Genomic DNA, 26,911 nt, shown 5'->3' on the forward strand with positions numbered 1-26,911 from the left:
TTTGTACAGGAAAAAATCTGAACCTTCCTTCTGACGAGATAACAAAAAATTCAGAAGGAGCAAACATGACAAGCTATTTATATATCATCGAGTATGAACTTCATCACACACCCCGGTCCTTCATTATAAGAAGCGAAGTTATGAATAATGCAGAGGCTTGGCACTGGGCTTGTTGCGATGCGGGGATAGGCATCATTCCGAGGTCACGTAATGACAAGCTCAAACGCATCAGCAAACCGATGGCAGAGCGCTATGGGCTTGAAAACGTGAGGTGGCGGCCGTCTGGCACTGTGCCATTTAACCCGAAGCCCTACATTCCCCCTCCACCCGAATGAATGCACTACCGCAAAAAGTCCATACGTTCGTGTATAAATCAGGTCAACCGTTTCTCTTGTTCGCTAACATGCATAACTTTTCCACATTAACGCGTAATGCACTGCTGACATACTCTAGTGAGTACTGTTGTTTGCACTTAGGGCATAACCGTTCCGAAAAAGTAGACACCCTATATGCGGGCTCCGCTTCCGTAGCAGGCTCGTAGATTTTATTGAATTTTTCGCAACTACGGTTCGCTTGTTTGGCTGGCATGACGGCTTCATCCATGAATGAGCAGGCCTATAAGATTGACCAAGGACGAGAGGATTTCAAGAAATCACATACGAAAATTCAAACAAGCGCTTACTTGATATTTTAATGCCATCATTGATGCCGCAAGCATTCATGCGGGCATGCTCGTTACTGAGCAAGCCAGCGTTTATGGCGACCGGTTAAACATGCCCCCGAGCCCGTAAGTACGGTGGCGTGGGAGGAGGGCGGCTATAGAGCCGCCTCCTGCTTGATTCCACCTTTATCCTTTACGGCGCGTTGCGGCTATGGCGGTAGTCGCTGACAGCCTCGTAAACGGCCTTGCGCAAACGGTTGATGCCGCCGATCGGGCGGTGCTCTTCTACACCAAACCACGGATTGAACGATTGATTGTCGCAGGCCAGGTTCAGTTGCGGGGTATCAAAGTCTTGTGCCGGGATCTTTACCTTGGCCACGGTTTCATAGGGCGCGTCGCTTTCCTTCCATTCGATGCTGGTGTCTTCGATCGGCATGAATTTCTGCGGGTTCTGCCGCTGGATCTGCAACACGAAGCACGCCGGTACGCGGTCGGTGGAAAGCTGCTGGCTCAGGGCTCTGCGCAAGAAGTTCGGCAGGTCCTGATTCTGTTTAGGCAATACATATTCAGGGCAGCTTTGCGGGTCGGGGGCGACGCGGAACTTGGCGTTGGCCGCGCCGAACTTGTAGGGCGAGACCGAGAAATAAGTGGTCTGCGTGGGGCTGGCCGGAGCGGGTGCCAGGGTCGCCAGCGCGATAAACAGGTGGCGCACCTGCCAGCTGCGCGGGTCGACGTTGGGGAAGAATGCCAGGACTTTCTTGCCATCGGCCTGGGCACCAATGTTTTGCGCATATTCCGCCACATCGCTGACAAAAAAGTTCGGATGGCTGAACATCACGAAGTCCTGTTCGGCACGGGTTTGCTGGTCGGCGAGCAGCTGTTTGCCCGGCACGTCGAGCAGCTTGATCGCCATGCCGCGGGCATCGCGAATGCTGTCGAATTGCGGGTAGGCGTTGCCGTTGGACAGCCGCATCATCGCCTGCCAGGTTTTGCCAGGCTCGGCGAACACGCCCTGGCGCAGTGCCGGGTCAAGGTCGGCCAGCACGCTGACCTCGGCCTTCACGCAACCATGCGCCTTGGCGTGTGCATCGCGCAGGTAGCGGGTGCCTTCGCGGTGTTGGTCGACGATGCGCACCGCGGTCTGAATGATGCCCTGGGTCATCGCTGCTTCACCCGCCGGGACCTGTTCATCCGGCGACACTGGCCCGCTGTGTTGCCAGGCGTACCAGGCGGTGGCCGCCAGCCAGCCAAGCAGGCCCAGGCCCACCAGCCACAACAGGGTCTTGCCGAGAAACGCACCCAGGCGCAGCCACAGGCGGGCGAGCAGGGACGGTTGGTCATATCGAGATCGGATCATCATGGCAATTGTTGCTCCAGCGGGCCGCCCAGCACTTTGAGGTATTCCAGCAGCGCCCAGCGTTCCTGCGGCAGCAAGCCGCGGCCGATCACGCCTTTGCCACGCTCGCCAGCCCGGAATTCGTGGCCGCTGTTGTGGTTGCCGGTAATTTTGGTATCGAACAGGAAGGCATTCTTGAACGCGCCGGTCTCAAAGCCCAGGTGACGCGGGTCGTAATTGAAGGTGCCTTTATAGAAGGTGGTGCTGCGCTCGTCCTGGGGCGAAAGCAACTGGTAGATCGTTGGCACCGAGCCGTTATGCAGGAACGGCGAGGTGGCCCACACGCCGGCCAGCGGGCGGGCTTTGTAGGCACGCAACTCGCGCACGCCGATGGGCAGGCCATAGCCGTCCAGGCGTGGGCGTTCGGCGGGGGTTGCGCCGGCGGCGCGGTAGGCATGGTCTTCAACGAAGGCGGTGACGTAGGCCAGGCCCTTGGCGACCGACATTTTTTTCAGGTCCAGCGGCTCGGTCGGTGTCGGGTGCAGTTGGACATTGAGCTTGGCCAGCTCCGCCGGGTCCCATTGCAGGGCGCTGAGGTCGTAGCGTTGGTCGGCAATATTACTGGCGGTGCCGGGGTCGGTGCCGATGTAATCCACGGGCAGCATCTTCAGGTGCTGCACCGGGCGGCCACCTTCTTGGGTGACGCTGGGTACGTGGCAGCCGGCGCAGTTCTCGGTGAACAGCGCACGGCCTTGGGCGGCGAGAGGCTTGTCGACAGCGCCGAACACGTCCTCGGGCCAAGTCGGTGGCTTGAGGCGTTGCAGGGTTTCTTCGATCAGGTTGAGGTCGCGCACGCGCACGCTCGATGGGTAGCGGGCATCCCCTTGTAGCGGCTGGCCGGCGCTGTCGAAAAAGGTCAGGGTGGCGCCCACGCCCAGGGCTTCGCCGATATTGCGGGCCATGGGTTGCTGGGCCGAACCGTTCCATTGCACCCAGTCGAAGGTCCAGATATCCCACAACTGCGGGTAGTCTACTGGCGCATTGGCGACGCGGTAGTTGTCCGGCGTAATGGCGTCGCCAAAGCTGGCGTTGGCGATGCGGCCGAAGGCGTCGGTACGGCCAGGGCCTTCTTCGGTGGGGTAGAGGCCGCGGTGCGTGTCGTTCCAGGCGACTTTGATGAACGAGTTCAACGACTGCTTGAAGTCCTGGCGCAGTTGACTGTGCTCGGCGTCGTAACGGTCACCCAAGACCTGGCGGGCGAAACGCTCGAATTTCCATGGGTTGTAATACGTGGCGGCGAGGCTGGCGACCAAGGCCTGGCCGAAGCTGCCACCGCGCAAGGTCGGCACGCTGGAAGGCAGCACATGTTGCGCCGAACCGCCGTCGATACGCACTGCCTGACCTTTGAAATGCAGCTCGCCGGTGTGGCAGGCGGCGCAGGTGATATCCAGGTATTCAACGTTGCTGCCGGCATTTTTGTGCCGGGCGAAACCTACCGGCAGGTTGCCGGGGTTTTGCGCGGAGGGCACTTGTTTGGGGTCGACCAGGAAGCCGAAACGCGCCAGGTAGTCGGGCGTGGCAAAACGTCGCTCGGAGAACGGCAGTTCCAGGGCGGTGAACCAGTCGTAATGCAGGCCCTTGACCTGGGTGCCCTGAGGCGTGAAGTAATACGTCTGACGGTCGGCGGCACTCCATTGATCCTGGTAGTGCACCTGTTCCACGGGCACATAGTCCGGCAGCCTGGGGTTGACGGTGTAATAGAGCACCACGGCCAGGATCAGGCCCAGCGCGGCAAGTAACAGGAGTAATACACGGCGAAAAATGCGCAAGATGGCTATCCTTGTCTCGGTCTTGTCGAGGAGTCGTGTTGTTATGCCACTACGCCACACATGCGGCAAGTGACCCTGAGTCCGGTAGTAGGCGATCCCACGATCCTTCGCGGGGCCCCATCATGAATGAAAATGCTTTTAAACACGTGAACTTATCGGAAGTTTCCTGCTCACATGCCGGTAGCCATTGGTCGTGGCCGCCTGATAAGCTCGCGACTTTATTCGAATGCCCTATTGGCGCATGAACAAGGAAATAGCATGAAACAGCATCGGTTGGCGGCGGCGGTGGCCCTGGTTAGCCTGGTACTTGCGGGTTGTGATTCGCAGACCAGCGTAGAGCTGAAAACCCCGGCGCAGAAAGCTTCCTACGGCATCGGCCTGAACATGGGCAAAAGCCTTGCCCAAGAAGGCATGGATGACCTGGACTCCAAAGCAGTAGCCCAGGGCATCGAAGATGCTGTCGGCAAGAAAGAGCAGAAGCTCAAGGACGACGAACTGGTTGAAGCGTTTGCCGCACTGCAAAAACGTGCTGAAGAACGCATGACCAAGATGAGCGAAGAGTCGGCAGCCGCCGGCAAGAAATTCCTCGAAGACAATGCCAAGAAAGACGGCGTAGTCACTACCGCTTCCGGTCTGCAGTACAAGATCATCAAGAAGGCCGACGGCGCACAGCCTAAGCCGACTGACGTGGTGACTGTTCACTACACCGGCAAGCTCACCAACGGCACCACGTTCGACAGCTCCGTGGATCGCGGCAGCCCGATTGACCTGCCGGTCAGCGGCGTGATCCCGGGTTGGGTTGAAGGCCTGCAACTGATGCACGTGGGCGAAAAGGTCGAGTTGTACATCCCGTCCGACCTGGCTTATGGCGCCCAGAGCCCGAGCCCGGCGATTCCAGCCAACTCCGTGCTGGTATTCGACTTGGAGCTGCTGGCCATCAAGGACCCAGCCAAGGCTGACGCACCTGCTGCACCTGCCGCCAAGAAGTAATCGGCGCCTGAACACACAACGCCCCGTCTCGACGGGGCGTTGTTGTTTCTGCGGCATGCATCGATCCACATGGGTGAGGGCGCTTGCTCCCACATGGGGCGCCGCTGCAAATCCGAACGAACGTCCGTAGTGGGTAACAGTCTGATATAAGACTCAAGTGCGGCTAGCCGCACGCCTTCGCCAAGTCAATGAAATCTTGGGTTTTTTTCATGTGCGCAAAAAACGCCCGATCTGACTGGAAGCCTTGTAGTCCGTGGCTTTCAGGCATTTAAAAAGGCTCTGTTCACAAGGTTATCCACAATTTGTGTGGATAACCTTTCTGTTTGATGGAACTGGAGTGACAGATGAAACCACCCTTCAATTTCACCCGTTTCCTGCCCATGGCCGCACGCTTGCTGGGCCGTGGGCGCTTGCCGACCCTGTTGTTCGCCGTGGCCGCCAAGAGTTCGAACCAGGGCAATCGCCTGGGCAAGCTCAAGGATGATTTCAAATTGCTGCAGTCCCTCTGCCTGGCGTACTGGCGGGGCGAGTACCGGGCGATCAGCCCCAAGGCGCTGATCTCGGTGGTGGCGGGGCTGATGTACTTCCTGAGCCCGATTGATGCGATCCCGGACTTCATCCCCATGTTCGGCATGCTCGATGACATTGCTGTACTGGCCTGGATCATGAAAACTCTGGAGGGCGAACTCAGTGCTTTTCGTGCCTGGCGAGACGCCCTGCGCCCGGAAAAGCTTGCTGTTGTAGAGCGGCTGCCTGCCACGCCAGCCTTGCTGGCCAAGGAAAACCCGCAAAAAAACTGACGACTCGGCTATCCCCCTGCGACCTTTGTGGCTGTTAGGATTACACTCCTAAGGAAAGGGCTTACTTGGTAAGTGTTGTTATCCTACGGGGCAGTCATGGATATTCAGATAATTTCACGCAATGGCGAGCCCGAATACGCGGTGCTGCCATGGGATCAGTACCAGGCGCTGCTAAAAGCTGCCGGTCAGCAACAACCGACGCACACTCCTTCTCCTCCTGTACACGCCGCACCCGACCGGGAGCTGCGCCCGCTGGCGGACCTGCGCCAATTGCGTGAAGCCAAGGGCCTGGCTATCGAAACCCTGGCTCGCACCGTGGGCATCAGCCCTTCGTATCTCGGATTGATCGAAAGTGGTGAACGTCAGCCGGATGCAGCGATCCGCCGCAGCCTGGCCTGGGAATTGGGCGTTGCAGGTTGGAGGGATGAATCTTGAGCCTACGTATCAGCCGTCAACATTGGGATGGTTTACTCAATGAACTGGATCAGGCGCGCCGCCAGCGGCATCTGCTGACGTACCGCGCGCTGCTTGAACGCCTGCAATTTCCGACGCCGGCGATGCAAACCCTGGCCGCGGCCCTGGAACACTTGGCGGCGCTGGACGCCAAGGCCGAGCAGCCGTTGCGCAGCTCTCTGGTGATCAGCCAGGGCGCCAGCCGCCTGCCGCGCACCGGGTTCTTCGAATGCGTGGAGCGCCTGGGGCGCTTCAGTGGGCCGTCCGATGGCGTCGCCGCCGCCTCCTGGCACGCTTCGGAAGTGGTGCGGGTGTTTGAGTACCAATACCCGGAGTCTGCCGAGGCTTAAAGGGCTTGGGGCAGCGTGTCCATGCTGTCGATCACATGGATGCTGTAACCGGCCACATCCTTGGCGTGATGCTTGGCCTGCGACGCCAGCTCTGCCAACTGGCTGGCATCGAGTTGTCCACAGGCCTGTGGATACAAATGCACCACCCCAATCGACAGCGACAGCAATGCAAACTCCTGGCGCACGCCTTGACGGTTCAACGCGACAAAACAGCCGGCGTCGAGGTGCTCGGCGCGATAGAAGCGCCGGCATTGGGTGTGGAAGTCGTCCAGCAGTTGATTGAGTCGCTTGCGCCAGTCCTGCGGCCCCAGCACCAGCAAAAAGTCATCGCCGCCGATGTGCCCGACGAAATCGCGGCTGGGGTCCACCCGGTCATTCAGGCATTGGGCCAGGCACAGCAACACCTCATCCCCTCGCCCGTAGCCATAGATGTCGTTGAACGGCTTGAAGCTGTCGATATCCACGTAGCAGATCACCGACTCCCGTTGCTGTTGCAACAGCCGTGTGAGGCATTGCTGGATCGGTACATTGCCGGGCAGCAGAGTCAGCGGGTTGGCATAGCGTGCCTGCTGGATCTTCAACTCGGTGATCAGCTTGAGTACATCGATCACCCGCCCCAGACCCAAGTAGTCGCCATTGAGCGTGATGATGAAGTCTTCTTCGATGCGTTGCCGCGCGCGGCTGGTGAGCAGGCGGCTGACCTGTTGCAGCGACTGGCTCAGTTCTACCGCCAAAAAGTCGGTGCTCATTAAACGGCTGATGGGCTTGCGCGCAAACAGGTCGGTGGCGAACGGCTTGAGCAGTGCGTCGGACAGCGAATGCCGATGGACGATGCCCACCGGGTGGCCGCGCCCATCCAGCACCGCCAGCGAGTTGAGGTTGGCCTGGCGGCGGAACGCTTCCAGCACTTGCGCCGTGGCGGTGTCCTGGTCCACCGCCGGTTGTTCATTGAGCAGAGCGCTGAGGTCGCTGCCTTCCTCGCTGAGGGTTGCGATATTTTGGTCTGGCTTGGGCAGCATCAGGCGCGCTTCCTGCGGCGGCTGTTCCTGCGGACGACAGAGCAGGTAACCCTGGACCAGGTCCACGCCCATTTCCGTCAACACCGCCAGTTCTTCAGCTAACTCGATGCCCTCGGCAATCACCTGGGCACGGGACGCCTTGGCGATTTGCAAGATCGAACCGACAAACTCGCGCTTGAGTGCATCCTGATGAATGCCATCGATAAAGTGTCGGTCGATTTTCACGTAATCCGGGCGCAACTCCGACCATAACCGCAGGCTCGAATAGCCAGCGCCCAGGTCATCCAGGGCAATCGAAAAGCCCATGTTGCGGTAATGATGCAGGGCGGTTTGCAGCAGGTCGAAATCGTCGGTGGGGGTTTGCTCGGTGAGTTCGATCACTACCTGACTCGGCGGGATGCCGAAGTCGCGCAGCAGTTGCAGGGTGCGCCCCGGTTGGTGCGCCGTTTCCATCAGGGATTGCGGGGAGATATTCAGGAACAGCTTGCCTGGTAACTTTTGTTCGCTGAAACGTCGGCATGCACTCAGGCGACAGGCCATTTCCAGTTCACTGAGACGCCCGGCCTGGCTGGCCACCGAGAACAAGGCGACAGGGGAGTGCAGCGGGCTGTTGGAGGGGCCACGGCTGAGGGCTTCGTAGCCAAGAACGCGCCGTTCGGACAGGCAGATGATCGGTTGGAACAGGCTGTGCAAACTGCCTTGAGCCAGGATAGAGCCCAGTGCATTCAGCTGTTCGTTCATGGTCATGGCGATCTCGATCGAAAAAAAGGACCCCAGGCGTTGCGCCTGGGGTCCTTCATTTCACGACAGAATGATGTCTATTTGATGACACTCCGCAGAGCGGTCACATTAAATTGCCATCATTTACTGCTTGGCCACCTGTTTACTGATCTTCAGGTAATCCAGCAGGATCCGGCCTGTCTCGGCCAGGTAAGCGTCGTCTTCCGGCTTGGTTTTATCCGCCTCGGTTGGCAGCGCGTCTTCGTCTTCTTTCTTCAGTTCCTTGAGTGGGTCTTCACCCTTGGCCTTGCGGCGGATGTTCTCCAGCACAAGCTGCTGATTCTCGATGTCGGTGTGCTGCTTACGACGGTCCACTTCGTTGAGGCTGACGGTTTTTTCTTCCATCAGCTTCTTGGCCAGGGCCAGCTTGTCGCGGATGAACACAAACTCGGCATCCTTGGCGGAGCGGGTGTCGTGGTCAGCCTTCAACTGCGCCAGGAACGGCTTGAACGGGTCCGAAGCAGGCTTGATCGCAGGACGGATGGTGTCCCAAGGCATGGCTTCCGGCAGGGCGCTTTCGCCGATTTCCTTGGTGTCGATAATCGACGGGAAATCGATGTCCGGCAGTACGCCCTGATGCTGGGTGCTCTGCCCGGAAACCCGGTAGAACTTGGCCAGTGTCAGCTTGAGCTCGCCATGGTTGAGCGGCTGGATGGTCTGCACGGTACCTTTGCCGAAGGTCTGGCCGCCGATGATCATTGCGCGGTGATAGTCCTGCATGGCACCGGCGAAAATCTCCGACGCCGAGGCCGAGAGACGGTTGACCAGCAACGCCATCGGCCCTTTGTAGAAGGCTCCCGGGTTCTCGTCTTCGAGCACGTCGACACGGCCGTCTGCATTGCGTACCAACACGGTCGGGCCCTTGTCGATAAACAGGCTGGTCAGCTCGGTGGCTTCCTGCAGGGAACCGCCGCCGTTGTTACGCAGGTCGATGACCACGCCGTCGACTTTTTCCTTCTGCAACTCTGTGAGGATTTTCTTAACGTCACGGGTGGTGGACTTGTAGTCCGGATCGCCGGCACGGAAGGCCTTGAAGTCCAGGTAGAACGCCGGAATCTCAATGACGCCCAGCTTGTAGTCCTTGCCATCCTGCTTGAGGTTGAGGACTTTCTTCTGCACGGCCTGGTCTTCGAGCTTCACCGCTTCACGGGTGATGGATACGATCTTGCTCGTCTGGTCGTTCGGCGCGTTGGTGTGCGGGATAACCTCCAGACGCACCACGCTGCCTTTTGGCCCACGGATCAGCTTGACCACTTCGTCGAGGCGCCAGCCGACCACATCGACCATCTCTTTGTCGGCCTGGGCCACGCCGATGATCTTGTCGGCAGGGGCGACCTGCTTGGTCTTGTCGGCTGGACCTGCCGGCACCAGACGCACGATTTTGACCTGGTCATTGTCGCTTTGCAGGACGGCACCAATACCTTCCAGCGACAGGCTCATGTTGATATCGAAATTTTCCGCGTTATCTGGCGACAGATAATTAGTGTGCGGGTCGTAGGACATCGCAAAGGTGTTGATGTAGGCCTGGAAGATATCTTCGGCGCGGGTCTGGTCCAGACGCGCGAGCTGATTCTTGTAGCGCTTGGTCAACAACTCCTGGATGGCCTTGGGCTCTTTGCCGGCGATCTTCAGGCGCAGCACTTCGTCCTTGACGCGTTTGCGCCATAAGTCGTCGAGTGCGGCGGTGCTGGTGAGCCAAGGGGCGTCCTTGCGGTCCACCAGAAGGGATTCCTTCTGGGTGAAGTCGAGCTTGTCGACGCCTTTGTTCAGCTCAGCCAGGGCGAAGTCCAGACGCGCTTTGACACGGTCCAGGTAACGCTTGTAGATGGTAAAGCCGGGCTGCAGGTCGCCGCTCTTGAGGAAGTCGTCGAACTGGGTTTTCCACTTGTCGAACTCAGCGATATCGCTGGCCAGGAAGTAGCTGCGCGACGGGTCCAGCAACTTGAGGTAGCTGTCGTAGATGATCACCGAGCGAGCGTCATCCAGTGGCGGCTTGCTGTAGTGATGACGCTTGAGCAACTCGACGACGTTGAGGCTGGCAATCACCTCATCGCGATCCGGCTGAAGGTTGTCCCAGCTGTTGGCTGCGAACGTATTGGTCGACATCGACGCGAAGCCGAGACCAATGAAAAAAGCGAGGGCGGTGCTGGGGAACAGATGCTTCATGCTGATTCGACGCGGGGGCAATTGATAACGCATATTAGGCCGTCTTTGAAGTTGCCGGTTCCATAGGGGCCGGTCGCATAATGCAAAAAGCCCGGCGCTACTGCTACGGGCTCAGTCCAGACTCACTATGGAGGCACTGTGAAAGCATTGCAAGGCGTTGAAGGTCATGTGGAGTGGTTGGACGAACCAAGTCCTACATGTGATGTAGGCCAAGTTCGCATTCGTGTAGCGGCGGCCGGCCTTAATCGCGCCGATTTATTGCAACGTGCGGGGTTCTATCCGCCGCCACCCGGCGCCAGCCAAGTGTTGGGCCTGGAGTGTTCCGGAGTGATCAGCGAAGTGGGGGCGGGCTCGTCCTGGCAAGTGGGCGATCGCGTGTGTGCGCTGCTCGCCGGTGGCGGTATGGCCGAAGAAGTGGTGGTGGATGCACGGCATGTGTTGCCGGTACCGGAAGGCTTGTCGCTGATCGAAGCGGCGGGATTGCCTGAGGTGTACAGCACCGCGTGGCTGAATTTGTTCCAATTGGCGGGGCTCAAGCCCGGGGAGAAGGCGCTGCTGCATGCTGGCGCCAGCGGCGTGGGCTCGGCGGCGATCCAGCTGTGCAAGGCGTTTGGCAGCCCATGCTGGGTCAGTGTGGGGTCGGCGGAACGTCTGGCGTACTGTGAGAAGCTGGGCGCCCAGGGCGGCGTGGTGCGCACCGACGGGATCGAAGGGCTGCGCGACTTCGGGCCGTTCGATGTGATTCTCGACCCGGTGGGCGGCGACTATGCGGCGCTGGACCTCAAGCTGCTGGCCCTGGATGGGCGTTGGGTGTTGATTGGTTTGATGGGGGGCCGTGAGGCGCAGTTGGACCTGGCGCAGGTGCTGGGCAAGCGCATTCAGTTGCTGGGCTCGACCCTGCGCAGCCGCGATGACCAGTTCAAGGCCGACCTGTTCAGTGACCTGAGCCAGCACGTGTGGCCGTTGTTCGCCGAAGGGCGCCTGAGCCCGCAACTGGCCAGGACCTTTGCGATCAAGGATGCCGAGGCGGCGTTTGCCGAACTGGCGACCAACCGGGTTGCCGGGAAGTTGGTGTTGGTGATTGACGAAAGCTTCACCTGATTCCGGATTGGAATAGGGTCAATGTGGGAGGGGCTTGCCCCCGATGGCGGTGTGTCAGATGAAACATTTTTCACTGATCCACCGCCATCGGGGGCAAGTCGAATCGTCGCACCGCCCCTCCCACATTTGGATCTCTGTTGAATCAGGTCCAGTGATAGATTGGCCAATCGGCCTTCTCGGCATGTTCGCGCAACACCGGGTCTGGGTTCACTACGTGCGGGTAATCGACCTTCAATAACAACGGCAGATCATTGCGCGAATCCGAGTAGAAATACGCACCCTCCAACGTCTCACCTTCCTGTTCCAGCCAGTCCAGCAAACGCGTGATCTTGCCTTCGCGGTAGGTCAGTACACCCACCGTACGGCCGCTGTACACGCCATGGCTGATCTCCAGTTCAATCCCCAGCACCTCATCGATGCCGATGCGCGCCGCAATCGGTTTCACCAGGTGCGTGCCCGAGGCGGAGATCACCAGAATACGGTCACCGTTGGCGCGATGGCGGGCGATGGTTTTGGTCGCGTCGCTGTAGATCAGCGGTTCGATGATGTCCTCGACCCATGGCTCCACCAGGTGTTCGATTTCCTCCGGCGTACGGCCGATCATTGGCTCCAGGCTGAAATCCATGAAGTCTTCCATCGCCAACTCGCCCCGGCTGTAGGCGTCCATCAGTTCGTTGTTCCTGCGCATGAACGACTCAGGGTCGACCCAGCCCAGGCGGCCCATCTGCTCGCTCCACAGGGTGGCGCAGTCGCCGTGGATCAGGGTGTCGTCCAGATCAAAAATTACCAATGCCATCCTTTACGCTCTCTCAATCAATCGTTGCATCAGGCTACTTCACACAGCGCACTGGGGTCGATGGAAAGTGCCAGGCGCTGGCCGTCCGGGTGCAGGTCATCGGCCGAGCGGTTGAGCACGTCCACCACCAGCTCCACGCCACGCGCTTCGATGCGGTAGCGGATCACATTGCCCAAAAGGCTATGACTGCGCACCAGCGCATCCAGCTCGCCGCTGCGGCTCAACTCGATAGCTTCGGGGCGAATCGCGATGCGCCCACTGATTGGGCGTTGCAGCAACCGGCTGGCCTTGTCGGCATCGAGCAGGTTGTAGTTGCCGATGAACCCGGCGGCGAACACATCGACCGGCGCGGTGTAGAGTGTTTCGGCATCGCCGCTCTGTACGATCTTGCCCTGGTTCATCAGGAAGATGCGGTCGGACATGGTCAGGGCTTCTTCCTGGTCATGGGTCACGAAAATCGTGGTCAAGCCCAGTTCGCGCTGAATCTGGCGGATCTGTTCGCGCAGGTGCTTGCGAATGCGCGCGTCAAGCGCCGACAGCGGTTCATCCAGCAGCAACAGGCGAGGGCGGGTTACCAGGGAGCGGGCCAGGGCCACGCGCTGGCACTGGCCGCCGGACATCTGGTGCGGATAGCGCCCGGCCAGATCCTTGAGTTCCACCAGTTGCAGCACTTGCTGTACGCGTTGGTGGCTGTCGTCGGCGTTGACCTTTTGCATGCGCAGGCCGAAGGCGACGTTTTGTTCCACGGTCATGTTGGGGAACAGCGCGTAGCTCTGGAACACCATGCCGATATGTCGTTTTTGCGGGCTCAGCGGCACGATGTCCTGGCCGTCCAGCAGGATGCTGCCGCTATCCACCGAGGTCAGCCCGGCGATGCAGCGCAGCAGGGTCGATTTGCCGCAACCGGACGGGCCGAGCAGGGTGACGAACTCGCCCTTGGCGATCTCGCAGTTGATATCGCTGAACACCGGCGTACCGGCGTAGCTCTTTTGCAAATGTTGGACGCTGACGAAGCTCATTGGCTTTTGTCCTTGTTCAAGGTATTGGCGGCCCAGGTCAGCACCAGCACAAAGAAGAAATAGGAAATGACCACGGCACTGGTGAAGTGGCCGCTGCTGTTGCGCATGTTGTTGAGGTACACCTGCAGGGTCTCGTAGCGGGTACCCACCAAAATGTTGGCGAACACGAACTCACCGAACAGGAACGAGAACGACAGCAGCAGCGCCACCATCAGGCCTTTGCGCAGGTTGGGCAGCACGACGAAGATCGCCGCTTGCCAGGTGCTCGCGCCCAGCAGTTGCGAGGCGTCCATCAGGTCGCGCAGGTTGATCGCTTGCAGGTTGTTGGTGATCGCCCGGTACATGAACGGCAGCGCCACGGTGAAGTAGCAACCGATCAGGATCCACGGCGTGCCCACCATCGCCAAGGGGCCTGAACCGTAGAGTTGCAGCAGGCCCACCGACGACACCACCGGCGGCACCGCGAAGGGCAGCAGGATCAGAATGTTCATCAGCGCGTCGAGCTTGGGGAAGTGGTAATGCACCACGAACAACAGCGGCAGAATCAGCACCACCGACAGGATCAGCGCGCCCACGCACACCAGCAATGACTGACCGAAGGCCATCAAGAAGCGCGGGTCGCTCCACAGTTGCACATACCATTTCAGGGTAAAGCCCGCCGGTAGAATGGTCGCCGACCAACTGCTGGCGATGGAGTAGACAAAGGTGCCTACCAGCGGCAACACCAGAATCACAAACAACAGCGTCACCACCACCCGGTGGTAGAGGGAGGCCGGGCCGGCTTCAGCGCGAGACATGGTAGCTCCTCTTGAGCAGCAGTTGATGAACCACCGTGACCACCGTCATCAGCGCCACCAGCACCACGGCCAGCGCGCTGGCCATGTTCGGGTCCAGCGATACATCGCCGGAAACCAGCCCCGCAATACGAATCGGCAGCACGTTGAAGTTGCCGGTGGTCAATGCATACACGGTGGCGTAGGCGCCCAGGGCGTTGGCCAGCAGAATCACGAAAGTACCCAGCAGCGCGGGCGTCAGCACCGGTAAGCCGATATGCCGCCAGAACTGCCAGCCATTGGCGCCGAGCAGGGACGCCGACTCACGCCAGTCTTCGCGCAATGCATCGAACGCCGGATACAGCAGCAGTACGCCGAGGGGGATCTGGAAGTAGGTGTAGAGAATGATCAGGCCCGTCTTGGAGTACAGGTTGAAATCCTGAATGATCCCCGCCTGTTTGAGCATGATGGTGATGCTGCCGTTGAATCCCAGCAAAATGATGAACGCGAAGGCCAGGGGTACGCCGGCGAAATTGCTGGTCATGTTGGCGAAGGCGGTGACGAAGTTGCGCAGCGGCGAATCCACACGGCGCAACGAATAACTGCCGAGGGTGGCGATGATGATGCCGAAGATGCTGGAGTAAAAGCTGATCTCCAGGCTGAACTGGATCGCTTGCAGGTAGAACTTCGAGCTGAAGATGCGCGTGAAGTTTTCCAGGCTCCAGCCGGCCTCTTCGGTTTGCAGGCTGTTGATCAGCACCCATACCAGCGGTGCGATTTCGAACACGATAAAGAACAGCGCGAAAGGCACCAGGCAGAGCAGCGCCAGCCATTTGCCGCGAGTCATGGCATTCACTTCAATAGCTCCCGGCACACAGCTTTGTCGTGGGGCACGCCCAATAGTTGGCAGATGGTGCCGCACAGATCGGTCTGTTTGGGTGCGGCCTTGGTATCCAGGCTGAAAGCATCGCCGAGCACAAACAGCGGCACTTCGCGCTCCTCCGGCAACAGGCCGTTGTGGGAGCGGTCGTTGTTCATGCCGTGGTCTGCGGTCACCAGCACTTGGTAGCCGACGTCGAGCCAGCCTTGCAGGTAATCGGCCAGGATGATGTCGGCCGAGCGGGCACTGTTGCGGTATTGCGCGGTGTCGAGGCCGTGCTTGTGGCCGGCGTCGTCGATGTTCATCGGGTGCACCACCAGCAAGTCCGGCGCGTGCTTGAGCCGCAGGCTTTCGGCGTCGGCGAACAGGTGGGAATCCGGGTAGTGGTCATTCCAGTAGAAATGTCCGTGCTGGATCGCCAGCGCCTTGTCGTCGGTATGACGATCACGGGCGGCGAGAAAGGGCGTGCGGTTGTACAACTCGCTGACCCAATGGTAAGCCGCTGCCGCCGTGGTAAGACCCGCGTCGGTGGCGTAATGGAAAATACTGCGCTGGTTGGACAGGCGCGAGACGTTGTTATGCACGATGCCGCTCTGGATCGGTGGCACGCCGGTCAGGATGCATTCGTATAGCGGGCGCGACAGCGAGGGCAATTCACATTCCAGTGTGTAGAGGGCTGCGCGTCCTGCGCCGACATAGGCCTGCAAGTGCCCCATGGTATGCCTGGCAACCTCGAAGTTAAGGCCGTCGAGCACGACAAGGATGACTGGGTGTTTCATGGGCGGCGACGCTCCGCAACGATTGACTTGGCTCAATGCCTCTGGAGGAACGGGGGGCAAAAATGTGGGAGGGGGCTTGCCCCTCCCACATTGGAACGCCAGTGGCGGTCCAATGTGGGATGGATCCCTTACTTCATCTCTACGATGACCTGCTCGTTCCACAATTGAGGCAGTTTTTTGGACGTCGCTTCCCAGGCATCGGCATCCTTGATCGGCTGCGGGTTGGCCTTGGTGTACTGCTCGCCCGGGATCAGGTTCTTGGCGATTTCGGCCGGCAGTTTCAGGTCGGTTTCGGCACGTATCGGACGCGCATTGCCCTTGGCCAGGTTGAGCTGGCCGGCATCGCTGAAGATGTACTCGCGGGTCAGCTTGGCCGCGTTCGGGTGCTTGGCGTGTTTGTTGATGATGGTGGTGTAGCCGGATTTCACCGAGCCGTCAGACGGGATCAACACCACGTAGTCATCCGGGTTGGCCATCTTGGCTTTGTAGCTCAGGCCGTTGAAGTCCCAGACAATGCCCACTTCGACTTCGCCTTTTTCCATGGTGGCGATGGTGGGGTTGGACAGGCCGAGGCGACCTTGCTGAGCGATCTTGGTAAAAAACTGCAGGCCGGGGGCGATGTTTTTCTCGTCGCCTTTGTTGGCAATGGCGGCAGCCAGTACAGCGTTGGACGCCTGGGCCGCGGTGCTTACGTCACCCACGGATACTTTGTACTTGCCGGTTTGCAGGTCCGCCCAACTGGTTGGTACGTCGGAACCATGCAGCAGTTTCTTGTTGACGATAAACGCGATGGTGCCGGTGTAGGCCAGGGCCCAGTGGCCGTCTTTGTCTTTTGCCCAATCCGGTACCGAAGCCCAAGTGGAAGGCTTGTACGGCTGGGTGACTTCCTGCTTTACCGCAATCGGGCCGAAGGCTGCGCCGACGTCGCCGATATCAGCGCTGGCGTTGTCTTTCTCGGCTTTGAACTTGGCGATTTCTTGGGCCGAGCTCATGTCGGTATCCATATGCTTGAGGCCGTAGTTCTTGGCCAGGTCTTCCCAGGTGCCTTTCCAATTGGCCCAGTCATCGGGCATGCCGACGCTGTTGACGGCGCCTTCCGCTTTCGCGGCGGCTTCCAAGGTTTTTAGATCGGTATCAGCAGCCATGGCGGCGGTGCACATGGCAATGGTCGAGCCTAACAGTGATGCCAGGAAAAGCTGTTTCATCCGAAGCTCCTTTGGGCGTTTTCAACGCGGCGTTTTTATGAACGTTTGCGGTGGTGTTGGTCTAGGTCAGCAATACCTGAGCCAATTTAGGCTCGATGGATGACAGTTTCATGTCGATGTCGTTTTTATCGTGCGGGTGTCGCTCAACGCAGGTTCAGCGTAGACCATGCTCAAGCGCCCGCAGGCGCTGGACTTGGCCGATGTATTGCAAGACGTGCGACATGTACTTGCGGTGGGCTGTCATCTGTCGGTCATCTGTAATGCCTACGCTTGCACGCAGCCACAAGAGCCCGATTGCGGAGCGTTTTATGCACCTGAACGGTGCTGGTCTAGTCCAGATAGGTAACGTTGATGCGCGATGAGGCAATCAAGGCGGTAACCTCCATCGGCCTGGCGCTGCAAGAGCAGATCGACCACGGCCTGTTGCCGCCTGCAAGCAAATTGCCCGCCGAGCGCAAGCTCAGCGAGTTGTTTGGTACCACTCGAATCACCGTGCGTGAAGCCTTGTTACAACTGGAGGCCCAAGGCCAGATTTATCGCGAGGAGCGCCGTGGCTGGTTCGTTTCGCCGCCCCGGCTGGCCTACAACCTGATGCAGCGCAGCCACTTTCACGCCATGGTCAATGACCAGGGGCGCGTGGCCTCGACCGAAGTGATTTCTGCGCGGTTGCAACCTGCGTCGGCGGCGGTGTGTGCGTGGTTGCAACTGCCGGCGCTGTCCAGTGTGATCCAGATCTGCCGGGGCCGGCGGATAGACGGGCGTTTGGTGTTGTACGTGGAGCACTATCTGAACCCGCAGTATTTTCCGGGGATTCTTGAGTGCGACCTTAATCAGTCGATGACCGAGTTGTACGCCCGCAAGTACAACTTGCATTACGGGCGGGTGCGTTTCGAGATTGTTCCGACTTCACTGCCGGTGGAAGCCGCCGCCGCATTACGCGTGTCGGTGGGCAGCCCGGGCTTGCGTATCGCCCGGGTCAATTACGACCAGCATCAGCGGTTGATCGATTGCGACCTGGAGTTCTGGCGGCATGATGCGATCCATGTGGGCGTGGATGTCATGGGGTCAGCGCCTTGATCACCTGATCCACATTGGTTTCCAGCTCTGATACCGGATCGGCGCCGTCGACATTCAGTACCAACAATGTCGAGCCGCCTTCGGTGATGGCGGTTTTCACTGCCTCACTGGGCTGGCGATGATGCAGCACGACCGCGACGTTGTTGGCCTTCAGCTCGGCGCTGAGTTTTTGCAGCGCTTGAGGCGTCCAATCGGCATCCGGCCGTGCGTCGGTGCTGACCAGCTCCAGGTTCAGGCTGCTGAGCAGGTATGCGAAGTGATCGCTCAAGTTGACCACGCTCAGGTTGTCCGCCTTGGCCAGTCGCGCTTCGCTGTCGGCGGTGAGCTTGAGCAGGCGTTGCTTGAGTACGGCCAGGTTGGCGTCGATTTTCGCCTTGGCACCCGGTGCCAGGCGGCTCAGGTCGGCAGCCATGACGTCGGCCATGCGCCCCAGGTTGTTGCTCGATTGCCAGGGCTGGCTGTTCAAACCGTCGGCAACGCCGGGCTGCACCGCGATCCCAGGCAAGCCGCCATCCACCGGGCGCGCGGCGTCGACTTCGACGATGCGGATGTTGCTGCGCCGAGCCACCGGGTACAGCGGGTCATCCGCCCACAGCGAGCGCAGGCCGATGGCGGCGTCGGCATCCTGGGCCAGCGCGTTCAATGCCGGCGCGCCACGCCCGGTGAAGTACGACACCTGGCGTGAGCCAGGCAGGTTGGCCGGTGCCGCGCGCTCCAGTTGCACGTCGGTGCCCTCGAGCAGTACCTCGGCCAGGCCATAGGTGATTGGCAGCGAGGCCAGCACTTTGACGGGTTTAGCGGCGTGCGCAGCCGGTTTGGCGGGCGGGGCGGCCATCAATGGCGTAGTGGCTAAACAGGCGATGGCGAGGGCCAGAGGCTGAAGAACAGAGCGCATTATCCAAGGTTCCCTTTAAGGCTGGGCACGGTACCGCGCGCAATGGCGGCGAGGGCGAAAGCGATACCGGCCATCAGAATGATCGCCGCGCCGGAGGGGATGGGCAGGTCGAAGATGATCGGTAACAGGATCCCGCATAGGGTGCTGACGGTGGCGATCACCACCGAGACCCAGAAGAAGCCTTTGAGCGACTGGTTCAACAGCCGCGCCGCTGCCGCGGGAATCACCAGCAGGGCGCCCACCAGGATCGCGCCGATGACCTTGACCGCAGCCACGGTGATCAGTGTCACAAGGATCACGAACAGGTAATCGAGTGTCTTCACCGCCACGCCGCGCACCGCCGCCAGCTGCGGGTTGAAGCTGGCCAGCATGATGCGGTTGTACAGCGGCAGCGCCAGGGCCATCACCAGTGAACCGACAATGGCCAGCACCAGCAGGTCATTGCCGTTGACGGTCAACACTGAGCCGAACAACACGTTTTCCAGGATATGCACGTTGATCTTGCCCGCCAGGATCAGCAGTAGGCTCGCGCCCAACGCCAGGGAAACCGACAGGAACACGCCGATCAAGGTGTCCGGCGCCAGGCCGGTGCGGTTGCGCAGGTAGTTGAGCAGGATGCCGAACAGCAGGCAGTAGCCGAACAGGCTGCCGTAGGGGCCGGTATAGGGCTCGCCGAGCAGAATGCCCACGGCCACGCCGGTCAGTGCGGCATGGCCGACCGCTTCGGAGAAGAACGCAAAGCGCTTGACTACCACCAACGTGCCCAGGCCGCCCAACACCGGGCCGATCAGCAGGCCGGCGAGCAGGGCGTTGACCACAAAGCCGTAGGCCAGCGCCTCCGGCAGGTAGCCGGAGGAAGCCCAGCCCTGGACCATCAGGCGAAATGCTTCATAACTCATTGCGCCGGGCTCCGAGGGTGGGTGGAAAACAGGCTCAGCAGGCGCTCCGGGGTCAGTGCCTGTTTGGGGGTGGCGTCGAACAGCACGCGGCGGTTGAGGCCGGTGACACGGTCAGCCAGGCGGCCGACGGCTTCCAGGTCGTGTTCGATCCACAGTACGGTGATCCCGGCCAGGCGCCAGTCATTGAGCAGCCGCTCGAAGACCTGGATGCCCGCCTCATCGAGGGCCGACATCGGTTCATCCAGTACCAGCAAGTGCGGTGCGGGGATAAGGCCTTGGGCCAGTAATACACGCTGTCGCTCGCCGCCGGACAACGCGCCCATGCGCCGCTTGCGTTTGTCCTGCATGCCGACCCGTTCCAGGGCTTCGCCAATCGCGGCGGCGTAATGTTTGGACAAACCCAGAAACGCCGGACGCCGCTGGCACATGGCAGCCATGAAGTCGTCCACGGTCATCGGCAAGCCACGGTCAAATTCCAGTGCCTGGGGCACATAACCGATGGTGCCGGGCGTGGTCGGCCATTCCAGGCTCAAACGCCCCTGGTGCGGCGTTTGCCCCAACAGGGTCTTGATCAGCGAGCTTTTACCGCCGCCGTTGGGGCCGACCAGGGCGTGGATGCTGCCCGGCTGCACCTGGAAACACACACTATCGAGAATTACGGTGCGGCCCAGCGTCAGGGATACCTTGTCGAACTCAACGGTCGGGCCGACGCAGGCCATCTTGAGTTGCTCAGCCGCCGTCATGCGCCCGACTCCTGAATCGCGCGGACCACCGTGTTGAGGTTGCCGGTCATCTCCACTTCGTACTTTTCAGCGCTGTATTCGCCGTAGGAAATATGCGACAGCGGGTACAGCTTGACCCCGGATTCGCGCTGGATGGTGTCGACGTAAGTGGACGGGAAATCCATCTCCGAAAAGATCACCTTTACGTCCAGGGCGCGCAGTTCGTCGATCGTCTTTTTCAACTGGCTGGGGCTCGGCTCGATACCGTGCGCCGGTTCGACCACAGCTGTGACTTCCAGGCCGAACTCACGCAGCAGGTAGTCGTAGGCCGCATGTACGGTGGCCACGCGCAGGTCCGGGTTGGGCGCGCTGGTGAGCTTGGCCAGGGCATCGGCGCGCATCTGGCGCAGGCGCTTGCCGTAGGCGCGCGCGTTCTGGGTGTAGGTCTTGGCGTTGTCCGGGTCGAGTTTGCCCAACTCGCGGGCAATGTTGTTGACCTGGGCAATCGATGCACTGATCGACAGGAAGGTGTGCGGGTTGACCACCTTGCCCGCACCGCGCGCGGCATTACCGGTAGCGGCCAGCAGTGGCACGTTGGCGTTGGCTTCGATCACCGGGATGTCCGGGCGCTCGCTGGTGGCGATCATGCGGTCGGCGAAGTCGTCATGGCCAACGCCGTTGAGCACGATCACGTCCAGGGTGCCGATGCGCTTGATGTCTTCGGCGCGCGGCTCGTAGGCATGGGGGTTGAAACCGGCCGGAATCAGCGGCACCACGTCGGCCTTGTCGCCAACGATATTGGTCACATAGCTGTAGTAAGGGTGCAGGGTGATGCCGATACGCAGGCGTTTGGCGGCCTCGGCATTAGCCAGGGGAGCAAGCATCAGGCTGAACAGGCTGACCAGCAACAGACGCAACAAGGGAGATGAAATAGACATGGGCAATCGGTCTTCTCGTTCAGTGACGGTGCTGGCGGGTAACGCCGGCATCGAATTGCGCGACCACTTGCTGCCAGCCCGCCGCGATCAGCGCCTGGTCAGTGAGGTCGGAAGGGGCGGGGAGGTCCTGGCGGCGGTTGAGCCAGATATCCGGCTCGGTGCCCTGCACGCGCATCAGCAGTGAACCGCTGGTGCTCGGCGCCTGGCTCAAGCCCACATACGCCGAAGGCGCCAGCAACCGCCAACGATGGTCGCCACGGCTGACCGAACTGGCATCCTGAGCGAAGGGCGCGAAGCCTTCTTCGGCCAGTTGTTCAGGCGTCGGCAGCGCGCTTTGCTCTTCTTGCAGCAGATGGATTTCGTCCAGGGTTACCCGCAGGTCTGCGTAGATTCCTTGTTCAGCGGCGTTCAGGTCACGGCGTGCGTCCAACTGGTGGCTGGGTAGCGCGGCGACTTCCCGGGGCTCACCGTGCATCGCCACCACGGTGCCGGCCACCGCGAGGATGATCAGGCACAGCAGCAGGACGTAGAGGGTTTCGTGGCCGGCCCCGGCGGGTCGTACAACCTGTGTGGTACTCATTGTGGCTGGATATCCGCTTGGTCGATTTCCACGACGTGGCCGGGGCCGGCATCAAACAGCACATAGAATTCGGCCGACGGTTTCTTGAATGTCAGGGTGGAATCCTCGCCGAGCTTGCCGGGCACCAGGATCGTTTCGTCGTAGCCGATCACATCCAGGGTCACCCCCGGTGCGCCGCTGCCATCGGAGAAGCCGCCTTTGCACTGGATCTGTTCGCCGGGGATTTCCTTGCACTCGCACATCGGGTTGTGGGCCAGGGCGGTGTTGCTCAAACCGGCACACAGCAATAGCGCGGCACCGGCACGTGTCAGGCGCTTGAATGTCATGGTTTAACTCCTTGCTTGTTCAGCCAGGCGATGGTGGCAGGCGAGGCCTGGCTCAGCGGGATGGAACCCTGGTGCATGCTGCCGTCCCAGCCTTCCATGGTGACCCACAGTTCGGCGTCGGCGGGGGTGCGTTCCGGTATCGGCAAGGCGGCACCCATGCGGTACGGCGTGCCGAAGAAGATCACGCCGGCGGCGCGCAGGCTGCGCGGTTTGCCGATGCGCAGGTACGTGGCCTTGACCTGATCGGCGCAGGTGCCGCACAAGGCGGCGTTGAAGGCCTTCATGGGACCGGCAGGGTCCGGGCGCGGGCCTTCATTGCGGAACTCGGCGAGGGTCAGGCTCCAGGGACCGACCTGCACGTCACCGGCCACGCGCTCGCCAATGCCGGTGTCGCCGCGAAACAGTGCGGCATCGGCGAAGTACTTGGGCATGAAGCCCAAAGGGACCAGCAGCAGCAATATATTGATGTGGAAGCGCCACTTGAGCCAGAGGTGCGCAGCGGTGAGGACGGTTTAGCGACGGCGACCTTGCTCATGGCTTGGCCTCCGACGTTTCAGCCTGCATCGCTGGAATGGACAGGGGCTTGCGCTGTTGCTTGGTTTCGCGCTTGAGGGCGTTGAGCGTGGCCAGGGCCGTGCGCTTGGTCCAGATCAGCAGGCCGCTCAAGACCATCATGCTCAGCACGAGGCCGAAGAATGCCCAGATGAGCTTGACCCACAGCCCGCCGAAGTCGCCGGTGTGCAGCGGGCGCATGGATTCGGTGACGAACTCGAGCGCGGTGCGGTCGGACAGCAGGTGCGAGACAGCGATTTCGCCGTTATAGGGGTTGAGTTGGGCGGTCTGGTACATCAGCGGGTACCAGCCCCGCCCGCCGATCTGCAGGTGGCTGTAGGCGTTGAGGGGAAGGCTGACGAAACTCGCTTCCAGGCCTGGGATGCGCTGGGTCGCGATCTTGATGGCGTCATCCAGGGGAATCATGGGGGCCGGCACGCCGGGCGCCGAACCAGGTACGTTCTCCCGCGCGATCACGGGGACAATGGGTTCGCTGGAGATTGATATCTGGTTATCGCCCAACATCGCCTGGATCAAAAACCAGGTACCGGTGATGGAGATCACCGCGATAAACCAAATGGACCAGATACCACTGAGGCGGTGAAAATCCCCCCAGAAGATCCGCGCCCCGTGCCGGATGCGCAGGGTCGGCTTGAGAAACCCTTTCCAGAAGCGCTTGTACACCACCAGCCCGGTAACCAGCGACGCCAGCATCGGCAAGCCGAGCAGTGACACCAGGTACCAGCCCCAACTGTAGCCATTGGTGAACGGTACCAGCCACCAGCCGTGGAGCGCGCGGGTGAACTGCCGGAAATCGAACGAGGGGCTGATGCCCTGGATCGCCCCGGTGTACGGGTTGACGTAGACCTCTACCGAGCGACCGTCGGGGTAGCTGAGGTCGACACTCAGGGCAAAGTGCGACTCGTCCGGACGGCTGAGAGACTGCACGATCACTTCAGGCTCGGCGCGCTTGATGGCGCGGATGACCTGGTCGTAGCTCAGCGGTTCGGCATCATCCGAAGGCTTGCTTGCGCGGATGTCCGGGTTGGCCAGCCAGACGATTTCCTGGCTGACCACCGCCAGGGTCCCGGTGACGCAGACGATCAGTACAAAGAACCAGATGGGCAACGCCAGCCAGCTATGTACCAGAAACCAGAGTTTTGAGCGTGACTTCTTCGACATGTGAATGAGGGTCTTGATCGGAGGGGGGCGATGGAGGCCCGGAAAAGGCCAGTCGTAGCTTTTGCTTACGCGACAGGCTGTATCTAAGTTAAGACGGATGAGAATGAGAAATCCCTAAGCCTTAAATGAAATAAAATGTTTCAGCGGCTGGGATCAAGGAGATGGGGGGCTTTCGCGAAGATGGCGGCCCTCTAGAAAGGGAGCCTGCTGCGCAGAAAGGGCGGGGCCCTCGCCGCAGCAAGCTCCCATGTGGGTGGTCAGCTCTGCTGGAACATCTTTTTGGCACGCTCGTGAATCTGCTGCTCGGTAAGGTCTTCCTTATGGGTGGCCAGGAACCAGAGATGGCCGTAAGGATCCGTCACACTCGCGGAGCGGTCGCCATAGAACTGGTCCTTGGGTTCGGACACCACCGTGGCACCGGCAGCGACAGCTTTTTTGAACTGCGCGTCGACGTCTTCCACATACAGATGCAAGCCGACACTGGTGTGTTCTGCCGGATTGCGCAGGGCCATTTCATCGCAAGGCGAACCCAGCATGATCGGCGAGCCGCCAATGCGCAGCTCGGCGTGGCCGACCTTGCCGTCGGGCATGTCCAGGCGCATGACTTGGGTGGCGTCAAAGGCCTTTTTGTAAAACTCGATGGCATCGGAGGCTTTGTCGATGCCCAGGTAGGGCGTGATGCCGTGATAGCCCTCGGGGATAGGTTTAACGTTCATAGCGTTCTCCTTGATTGGCTTTGCGAAGGGGTGGCTTTTTCACTATAGGCCACGCCAATCAAGGGCTCCGTGGCTCCCGACAAGAAGACTTAGCTGGGCTCGAGCAATTGCGCTCCCGGCCCACGTTCACCCAGTTGATCGTCCTGGTTGCGCAGCGGGCAGGCCTCCAGCGACAAACACCCGCAACCGATGCAGCCGTTGAGCTTGTCGCGTAGCAGCAACAGCTTGTTGATGCGCTCATCCAAGTCTTCGCGCCACTGCGCCGACAGACGCTCCCAGTCTTTGGCGGTGGGCGTGCGGCCATCGGGCAGCGCCTGCAGCGCTTCGCCGATGGTGGCGAGCGGAATGCCCAAGCGCTGCGCGATCTTGATCACCACGACGCGGCGCAATACATCCCGCGGATAGCGCCGTTGATTACCGGCGTTGCGCCGACTGGTGATCAGCCCCTTGGTTTCGTAAAAGTGCAGGGCCGTGACCGCTACGCCGCTGCGTGCAGCCAATTGGCCAACGGTGAGTTCCTTGGCGACCATAAAGCTCCGATTAAACGCTTGACCTTGACTTAACTGGAGGTTTTACCCTGCGTGGCATCGAATCGCAAGATTCTGCCTACAGCAAGAGGGGAGTTTTCATGCAGGTATTGGAGAGGAATTGCAGTTTCACTCAACTGATCGAGTTTCATATCGAACCCCAGCAACAAGGCGCGTTGGTGGCGGCCTTATCCACCCAGAGCGAGCGCCTGGCCCAGGGCCATGTCGGATTCTTGAGTGCGAGTGTGCAGGTCAGCGACGACGGGCGGCGGGTGCTCAACTATTTGCAATGGCAGTCCCGCGCGGACGGTGAGGCGGCGTTCAAGCGTTTTGAGCAGGGCGACGAAGATTTCTGGACGCTGATACGCGCCCATCAGGCCACGGCCGTGACCTTTGGTTCGTTCCAGGTGCTGCGCAGCTTTGAGCGCAGTCATGACAACGCCTTGCACTGCCGCCTATATGGATAGGTGCAGCATCCGCTCACCTTGGATATTTTCCCCGGGGCGGCGTTTGTTCACCGCCAGTTCGCCAATTTTGATCAGGCGCGTGCGCGTGACATTACGGCTCAGGCCCAGCAGGTTGGCGGTGTGCACCTGGTTGTAATGACTGAAGCGATAGGCCGCGCGCAGCAGCGCGTCCTCGACCTTTTCATGCAGCGCGCCGGCCTGTTCTTCGAAGAGTTTTTTGAAGGCGCGCTCCAATAAGGCCTCGGCGCTATTGTCGGCAGTGTGCTGGCCGTCATCCTGGCGCTCGATGCGCATGTTCGACAGGCGCAAGTCGTCGCGTTCGATCACGCCGTTGCGGCAGATCAGCAAGGTGTGGTGAATCACGTTCTCCAGCTCGCGGATATTGCCCGGCCAACTGTAGCTTTTGAGCTTGTGCTCGGCCTCGCGGCTGATGGTGATCGGGCCATAGCCCAGGCGCTGGCTGTAGGCTTCGATAAAGTGCCGGGTCAGCGGCAGGATATCGCCGGGGCGGTCGCGCAACGGGCTGAGTTCCAGGCTGACGACATCGAGACGGTAATAGAGGTCCTCGCGAAAGTGCCCGGCATTGATGGCTTTTTCCAGTTGCACATTGGTCGCGGCCAGTACGCGCACATCAATAGGAATGCTCTTGCGCGAACCCAGGCGCACCACTTCGCGTTCCTGTAATACGCGCAACAATTTGACCTGGATCGCCATCGGTAAATCACCGATTTCGTCCAGGAACAGGGTGCCGCCGTCGGCCTCTTCGAACCAGCCGGCCTTGGCGCTGAGGGCGCCGGTGAAGGCGCCTTTTTCATGGCCGAACAGTTCGGCTTCCACCAGTGATTCAGAGAACGCGCCGCAGTTCACTGCCACGAACGGCCGGTTACGCCGCGCGCTGAGGTTATGAATGTGGCGCGCCACCAGCTCTTTACCGGTGCCGGTTTCGCCGATGATCAGCACGCTGGCTTCGCTGGGCGCCACTTGCTGGATATGGTCGAGCAGCGCCTGGGATTTCGGGTCTTCGAAAACCTGGGCGGTGGCGCGGATCGACGTCGCGAGGGCGGGCGAGGGCGGTAAGGTTAAAAGCTGCATG

General features: G+C 60.4%; 28 protein-coding genes and 1 pseudogene. 8 read left to right on the forward strand and 21 right to left on the reverse strand.

Annotated features, from left to right (window positions below; all coding sequences use genetic code 11):
- The first annotated feature begins 65 nt into the window (after window positions 1-65).
- Window positions 66-335: a DUF6555 family protein gene (locus AB4O25_RS00105; protein ID WP_017530339.1), complete on the forward strand. Its 270-nt coding sequence runs from the start codon at window positions 66-68 to the stop codon at window positions 333-335.
- A gap of 519 nt (window positions 336-854) precedes the next feature.
- On the opposite strand, the gene AB4O25_RS00110 is transcribed toward AB4O25_RS00105, so the two are convergent.
- Both AB4O25_RS00110 and AB4O25_RS00115 read right to left on the reverse strand, forming a co-directional pair.
- Entirely contained in the window at window positions 855-2,021 is a 1,167-nt protein-coding gene (locus AB4O25_RS00110; RefSeq protein ID WP_065876936.1) for a catalase family protein, read from the reverse strand.
- On the reverse strand, window positions 2,018-3,826 hold the full coding sequence (locus AB4O25_RS00115; RefSeq protein ID WP_460150230.1) for a di-heme-cytochrome C peroxidase: 1,809 nt from the start codon (window positions 3,824-3,826) through the stop codon (window positions 2,018-2,020). Before AB4O25_RS00115 ends, AB4O25_RS00110 begins: the two co-directional genes overlap by 4 nt.
- A gap of 258 nt (window positions 3,827-4,084) precedes the next feature.
- Between AB4O25_RS00115 and AB4O25_RS00120 the strand changes: the two genes are divergently transcribed.
- The 4 genes from AB4O25_RS00120 (at window position 4,085) to AB4O25_RS00135 (ending at window position 6,419) form a co-directional block, all read left to right on the forward strand.
- Complete coding sequence (locus AB4O25_RS00120; protein WP_003172938.1) at window positions 4,085-4,816, forward strand: FKBP-type peptidyl-prolyl cis-trans isomerase; 732 nt, start codon at window positions 4,085-4,087, stop codon at window positions 4,814-4,816.
- A gap of 344 nt (window positions 4,817-5,160) precedes the next feature.
- The gene (locus AB4O25_RS00125) at window positions 5,161-5,616 is read left to right on the forward strand and encodes a YkvA family protein (RefSeq protein ID WP_017530342.1); all 456 of its coding nucleotides are present in this window, start codon (window positions 5,161-5,163) and stop codon (window positions 5,614-5,616) included.
- A 96-nt stretch (window positions 5,617-5,712) separates the two neighbouring features.
- Window positions 5,713-6,051, forward strand: coding sequence for a helix-turn-helix domain-containing protein (locus AB4O25_RS00130; protein ID WP_460150232.1), 339 nt, complete (start codon window positions 5,713-5,715; stop codon window positions 6,049-6,051).
- Window positions 6,048-6,419, forward strand: a complete 372-nt coding sequence (locus tag AB4O25_RS00135; RefSeq protein ID WP_017530344.1) for a hypothetical protein — start codon at window positions 6,048-6,050, stop codon at window positions 6,417-6,419. Before AB4O25_RS00130 ends, AB4O25_RS00135 begins: the two co-directional genes overlap by 4 nt.
- On the opposite strand, the gene AB4O25_RS00140 is transcribed toward AB4O25_RS00135, so the two are convergent.
- Entirely contained in the window at window positions 6,416-8,185 is a 1,770-nt protein-coding gene (locus AB4O25_RS00140) for a bifunctional diguanylate cyclase/phosphodiesterase (protein WP_017530345.1), read from the reverse strand. The two genes, AB4O25_RS00135 and AB4O25_RS00140, sit on opposite strands and share 4 nt — an antisense overlap.
- A gap of 117 nt (window positions 8,186-8,302) precedes the next feature.
- Window positions 8,303-10,384: a carboxy terminal-processing peptidase gene (locus AB4O25_RS00145; RefSeq protein WP_223271462.1), complete on the reverse strand. Its 2,082-nt coding sequence runs from the start codon at window positions 10,382-10,384 to the stop codon at window positions 8,303-8,305.
- Window positions 10,385-10,522: 138 nt separating this feature from the next.
- Here AB4O25_RS00145 and AB4O25_RS00150 point away from each other — a divergent pair, with 138 nt between their 5' ends.
- Entirely contained in the window at window positions 10,523-11,485 is a 963-nt protein-coding gene (locus AB4O25_RS00150) for a zinc-binding dehydrogenase (protein WP_065876940.1), read from the forward strand.
- A 142-nt stretch (window positions 11,486-11,627) separates the two neighbouring features.
- Here AB4O25_RS00150 and AB4O25_RS00155 read toward each other — a convergent pair whose 3' ends face one another.
- The 6 genes from AB4O25_RS00155 to AB4O25_RS00180 form a co-directional block, all read right to left on the reverse strand.
- Window positions 11,628-12,281 carry an HAD family hydrolase gene (locus AB4O25_RS00155; protein ID WP_065876941.1) on the reverse strand — a complete coding sequence of 218 codons (654 nt, stop codon included), beginning with the start codon at window positions 12,279-12,281 and terminating at the stop codon, window positions 11,628-11,630.
- A 29-nt stretch (window positions 12,282-12,310) separates the two neighbouring features.
- Window positions 12,311-13,300 (reverse strand): ABC transporter ATP-binding protein, encoded by a 990-nt coding sequence (locus AB4O25_RS00160; protein ID WP_017530348.1) that lies wholly within the window; start codon window positions 13,298-13,300, stop codon window positions 12,311-12,313.
- Window positions 13,297-14,097 carry an ABC transporter permease gene (locus AB4O25_RS00165; RefSeq protein ID WP_017530349.1) on the reverse strand — a complete coding sequence of 267 codons (801 nt, stop codon included), beginning with the start codon at window positions 14,095-14,097 and terminating at the stop codon, window positions 13,297-13,299. Before AB4O25_RS00165 ends, AB4O25_RS00160 begins: the two co-directional genes overlap by 4 nt.
- A complete protein-coding gene (locus AB4O25_RS00170) occupies window positions 14,084-14,920 on the reverse strand; it encodes an ABC transporter permease (protein WP_017530350.1) in 837 nt (278 codons plus the stop codon). Before AB4O25_RS00170 ends, AB4O25_RS00165 begins: the two co-directional genes overlap by 14 nt.
- 5 nt (window positions 14,921-14,925) lie before the next feature.
- On the reverse strand, window positions 14,926-15,732 hold the full coding sequence (locus AB4O25_RS00175) for an alkaline phosphatase family protein (protein ID WP_068932395.1): 807 nt from the start codon (window positions 15,730-15,732) through the stop codon (window positions 14,926-14,928).
- Window positions 15,733-15,860: 128 nt separating this feature from the next.
- Window positions 15,861-16,937, reverse strand: coding sequence for an ABC transporter substrate-binding protein (locus AB4O25_RS00180; protein WP_017530352.1), 1,077 nt, complete (start codon window positions 16,935-16,937; stop codon window positions 15,861-15,863).
- A gap of 351 nt (window positions 16,938-17,288) precedes the next feature.
- Here AB4O25_RS00180 and AB4O25_RS00185 point away from each other — a divergent pair, with 351 nt between their 5' ends.
- A complete protein-coding gene (locus AB4O25_RS00185) occupies window positions 17,289-18,014 on the forward strand; it encodes a UTRA domain-containing protein (protein ID WP_017530353.1) in 726 nt (241 codons plus the stop codon).
- Here the strand turns inward: AB4O25_RS00185 and AB4O25_RS00190 are convergent.
- From AB4O25_RS00190 to soxR, 10 genes and pseudogenes are all read right to left on the reverse strand, one after another.
- Window positions 17,995-18,909 carry a metal ABC transporter solute-binding protein, Zn/Mn family gene (locus AB4O25_RS00190; RefSeq protein ID WP_460150233.1) on the reverse strand — a complete coding sequence of 305 codons (915 nt, stop codon included), beginning with the start codon at window positions 18,907-18,909 and terminating at the stop codon, window positions 17,995-17,997. The genes AB4O25_RS00185 and AB4O25_RS00190 overlap by 20 nt on opposite strands.
- Window positions 18,909-19,808 (reverse strand): metal ABC transporter permease, encoded by a 900-nt coding sequence (locus AB4O25_RS00195; RefSeq protein WP_460150235.1) that lies wholly within the window; start codon window positions 19,806-19,808, stop codon window positions 18,909-18,911. Before AB4O25_RS00195 ends, AB4O25_RS00190 begins: the two co-directional genes overlap by 1 nt.
- Window positions 19,805-20,551, reverse strand: a complete 747-nt coding sequence (locus AB4O25_RS00200; RefSeq protein ID WP_017530356.1) for a metal ABC transporter ATP-binding protein — start codon at window positions 20,549-20,551, stop codon at window positions 19,805-19,807. The genes AB4O25_RS00195 and AB4O25_RS00200 overlap by 4 nt, the downstream gene beginning before the upstream one ends.
- Window positions 20,548-21,468: a metal ABC transporter substrate-binding protein gene (locus tag AB4O25_RS00205; protein ID WP_017530357.1), complete on the reverse strand. Its 921-nt coding sequence runs from the start codon at window positions 21,466-21,468 to the stop codon at window positions 20,548-20,550. Before AB4O25_RS00205 ends, AB4O25_RS00200 begins: the two co-directional genes overlap by 4 nt.
- Before the next feature lie 19 nt (window positions 21,469-21,487).
- A complete protein-coding gene (locus AB4O25_RS00210; RefSeq protein ID WP_017530358.1) occupies window positions 21,488-22,048 on the reverse strand; it encodes a DUF6162 family protein in 561 nt (186 codons plus the stop codon).
- Complete coding sequence (locus AB4O25_RS00215; RefSeq protein ID WP_065876944.1) at window positions 22,045-22,374, reverse strand: hypothetical protein; 330 nt, start codon at window positions 22,372-22,374, stop codon at window positions 22,045-22,047. The genes AB4O25_RS00210 and AB4O25_RS00215 overlap by 4 nt, the downstream gene beginning before the upstream one ends.
- A pseudogene (locus AB4O25_RS00220) lies at window positions 22,371-22,909 on the reverse strand (thiamine pyrophosphate-binding protein). Before AB4O25_RS00220 ends, AB4O25_RS00215 begins: the two are co-directional and overlap by 4 nt.
- Complete coding sequence (locus tag AB4O25_RS00225; protein ID WP_017530361.1) at window positions 22,906-24,108, reverse strand: PepSY-associated TM helix domain-containing protein; 1,203 nt, start codon at window positions 24,106-24,108, stop codon at window positions 22,906-22,908. Before AB4O25_RS00225 ends, AB4O25_RS00220 begins: the two are co-directional and overlap by 4 nt.
- A 257-nt stretch (window positions 24,109-24,365) precedes the next feature.
- A complete protein-coding gene (locus AB4O25_RS00230) occupies window positions 24,366-24,824 on the reverse strand; it encodes a VOC family protein (RefSeq protein WP_017530362.1) in 459 nt (152 codons plus the stop codon).
- 89 nt (window positions 24,825-24,913) lie between these two features.
- Window positions 24,914-25,354 (reverse strand): redox-sensitive transcriptional activator SoxR, encoded by a 441-nt coding sequence (gene soxR / locus AB4O25_RS00235; protein ID WP_017530363.1) that lies wholly within the window; start codon window positions 25,352-25,354, stop codon window positions 24,914-24,916.
- A gap of 98 nt (window positions 25,355-25,452) precedes the next feature.
- Here soxR and AB4O25_RS00240 point away from each other — a divergent pair, with 98 nt between their 5' ends.
- Complete coding sequence (locus AB4O25_RS00240; protein ID WP_017530364.1) at window positions 25,453-25,818, forward strand: antibiotic biosynthesis monooxygenase; 366 nt, start codon at window positions 25,453-25,455, stop codon at window positions 25,816-25,818.
- Here the strand turns inward: AB4O25_RS00240 and AB4O25_RS00245 are convergent.
- Window positions 25,807-26,910, reverse strand: a complete 1,104-nt coding sequence (locus AB4O25_RS00245) for a sigma-54 interaction domain-containing protein (protein WP_017530365.1) — start codon at window positions 26,908-26,910, stop codon at window positions 25,807-25,809. The genes AB4O25_RS00240 and AB4O25_RS00245 overlap by 12 nt on opposite strands.
- Window position 26,911: the final 1 nt, after the last annotated feature.

This window comes from Pseudomonas sp. S3_A03 (genome assembly GCF_054668275.1).

Coding starts and splice junctions, on each gene's coding strand:
- AB4O25_RS00105 (WP_017530339.1), top strand. CDS start 66: ATGACAAGCTATTTATATATCATCGAGTATGAACTTCATCACACACCC.
- AB4O25_RS00110 (WP_065876936.1), bottom strand. CDS start 2,021: ATGATGATCCGATCTCGATATGACCAACCGTCCCTGCTCGCCCGCCTG.
- AB4O25_RS00120 (WP_003172938.1), top strand. CDS start 4,085: ATGAAACAGCATCGGTTGGCGGCGGCGGTGGCCCTGGTTAGCCTGGTA.
- AB4O25_RS00125 (WP_017530342.1), top strand. CDS start 5,161: ATGAAACCACCCTTCAATTTCACCCGTTTCCTGCCCATGGCCGCACGC.
- AB4O25_RS00130 (WP_460150232.1), top strand. CDS start 5,713: ATGGATATTCAGATAATTTCACGCAATGGCGAGCCCGAATACGCGGTG.
- AB4O25_RS00140 (WP_017530345.1), bottom strand. CDS start 8,185: ATGACCATGAACGAACAGCTGAATGCACTGGGCTCTATCCTGGCTCAA.
- AB4O25_RS00145 (WP_223271462.1), bottom strand. CDS start 10,384: ATGAAGCATCTGTTCCCCAGCACCGCCCTCGCTTTTTTCATTGGTCTC.
- AB4O25_RS00155 (WP_065876941.1), bottom strand. CDS start 12,281: ATGGCATTGGTAATTTTTGATCTGGACGACACCCTGATCCACGGCGAC.
- AB4O25_RS00160 (WP_017530348.1), bottom strand. CDS start 13,300: ATGAGCTTCGTCAGCGTCCAACATTTGCAAAAGAGCTACGCCGGTACG.
- AB4O25_RS00165 (WP_017530349.1), bottom strand. CDS start 14,097: ATGTCTCGCGCTGAAGCCGGCCCGGCCTCCCTCTACCACCGGGTGGTG.
- AB4O25_RS00170 (WP_017530350.1), bottom strand. CDS start 14,920: ATGACTCGCGGCAAATGGCTGGCGCTGCTCTGCCTGGTGCCTTTCGCG.
- AB4O25_RS00175 (WP_068932395.1), bottom strand. CDS start 15,732: ATGAAACACCCAGTCATCCTTGTCGTGCTCGACGGCCTTAACTTCGAG.
- AB4O25_RS00180 (WP_017530352.1), bottom strand. CDS start 16,937: ATGAAACAGCTTTTCCTGGCATCACTGTTAGGCTCGACCATTGCCATG.
- AB4O25_RS00185 (WP_017530353.1), top strand. CDS start 17,289: ATGCGCGATGAGGCAATCAAGGCGGTAACCTCCATCGGCCTGGCGCTG.
- AB4O25_RS00190 (WP_460150233.1), bottom strand. CDS start 18,909: ATGCGCTCTGTTCTTCAGCCTCTGGCCCTCGCCATCGCCTGTTTAGCC.
- AB4O25_RS00195 (WP_460150235.1), bottom strand. CDS start 19,808: ATGAGTTATGAAGCATTTCGCCTGATGGTCCAGGGCTGGGCTTCCTCC.
- AB4O25_RS00200 (WP_017530356.1), bottom strand. CDS start 20,551: ATGACGGCGGCTGAGCAACTCAAGATGGCCTGCGTCGGCCCGACCGTT.
- AB4O25_RS00205 (WP_017530357.1), bottom strand. CDS start 21,468: ATGTCTATTTCATCTCCCTTGTTGCGTCTGTTGCTGGTCAGCCTGTTC.
- AB4O25_RS00210 (WP_017530358.1), bottom strand. CDS start 22,048: ATGAGTACCACACAGGTTGTACGACCCGCCGGGGCCGGCCACGAAACC.
- AB4O25_RS00215 (WP_065876944.1), bottom strand. CDS start 22,374: ATGACATTCAAGCGCCTGACACGTGCCGGTGCCGCGCTATTGCTGTGT.
- AB4O25_RS00225 (WP_017530361.1), bottom strand. CDS start 24,108: ATGTCGAAGAAGTCACGCTCAAAACTCTGGTTTCTGGTACATAGCTGG.
- AB4O25_RS00230 (WP_017530362.1), bottom strand. CDS start 24,824: ATGAACGTTAAACCTATCCCCGAGGGCTATCACGGCATCACGCCCTAC.
- soxR (WP_017530363.1), bottom strand. CDS start 25,354: ATGGTCGCCAAGGAACTCACCGTTGGCCAATTGGCTGCACGCAGCGGC.
- AB4O25_RS00240 (WP_017530364.1), top strand. CDS start 25,453: ATGCAGGTATTGGAGAGGAATTGCAGTTTCACTCAACTGATCGAGTTT.
- AB4O25_RS00245 (WP_017530365.1), bottom strand. CDS start 26,910: ATGCAGCTTTTAACCTTACCGCCCTCGCCCGCCCTCGCGACGTCGATC.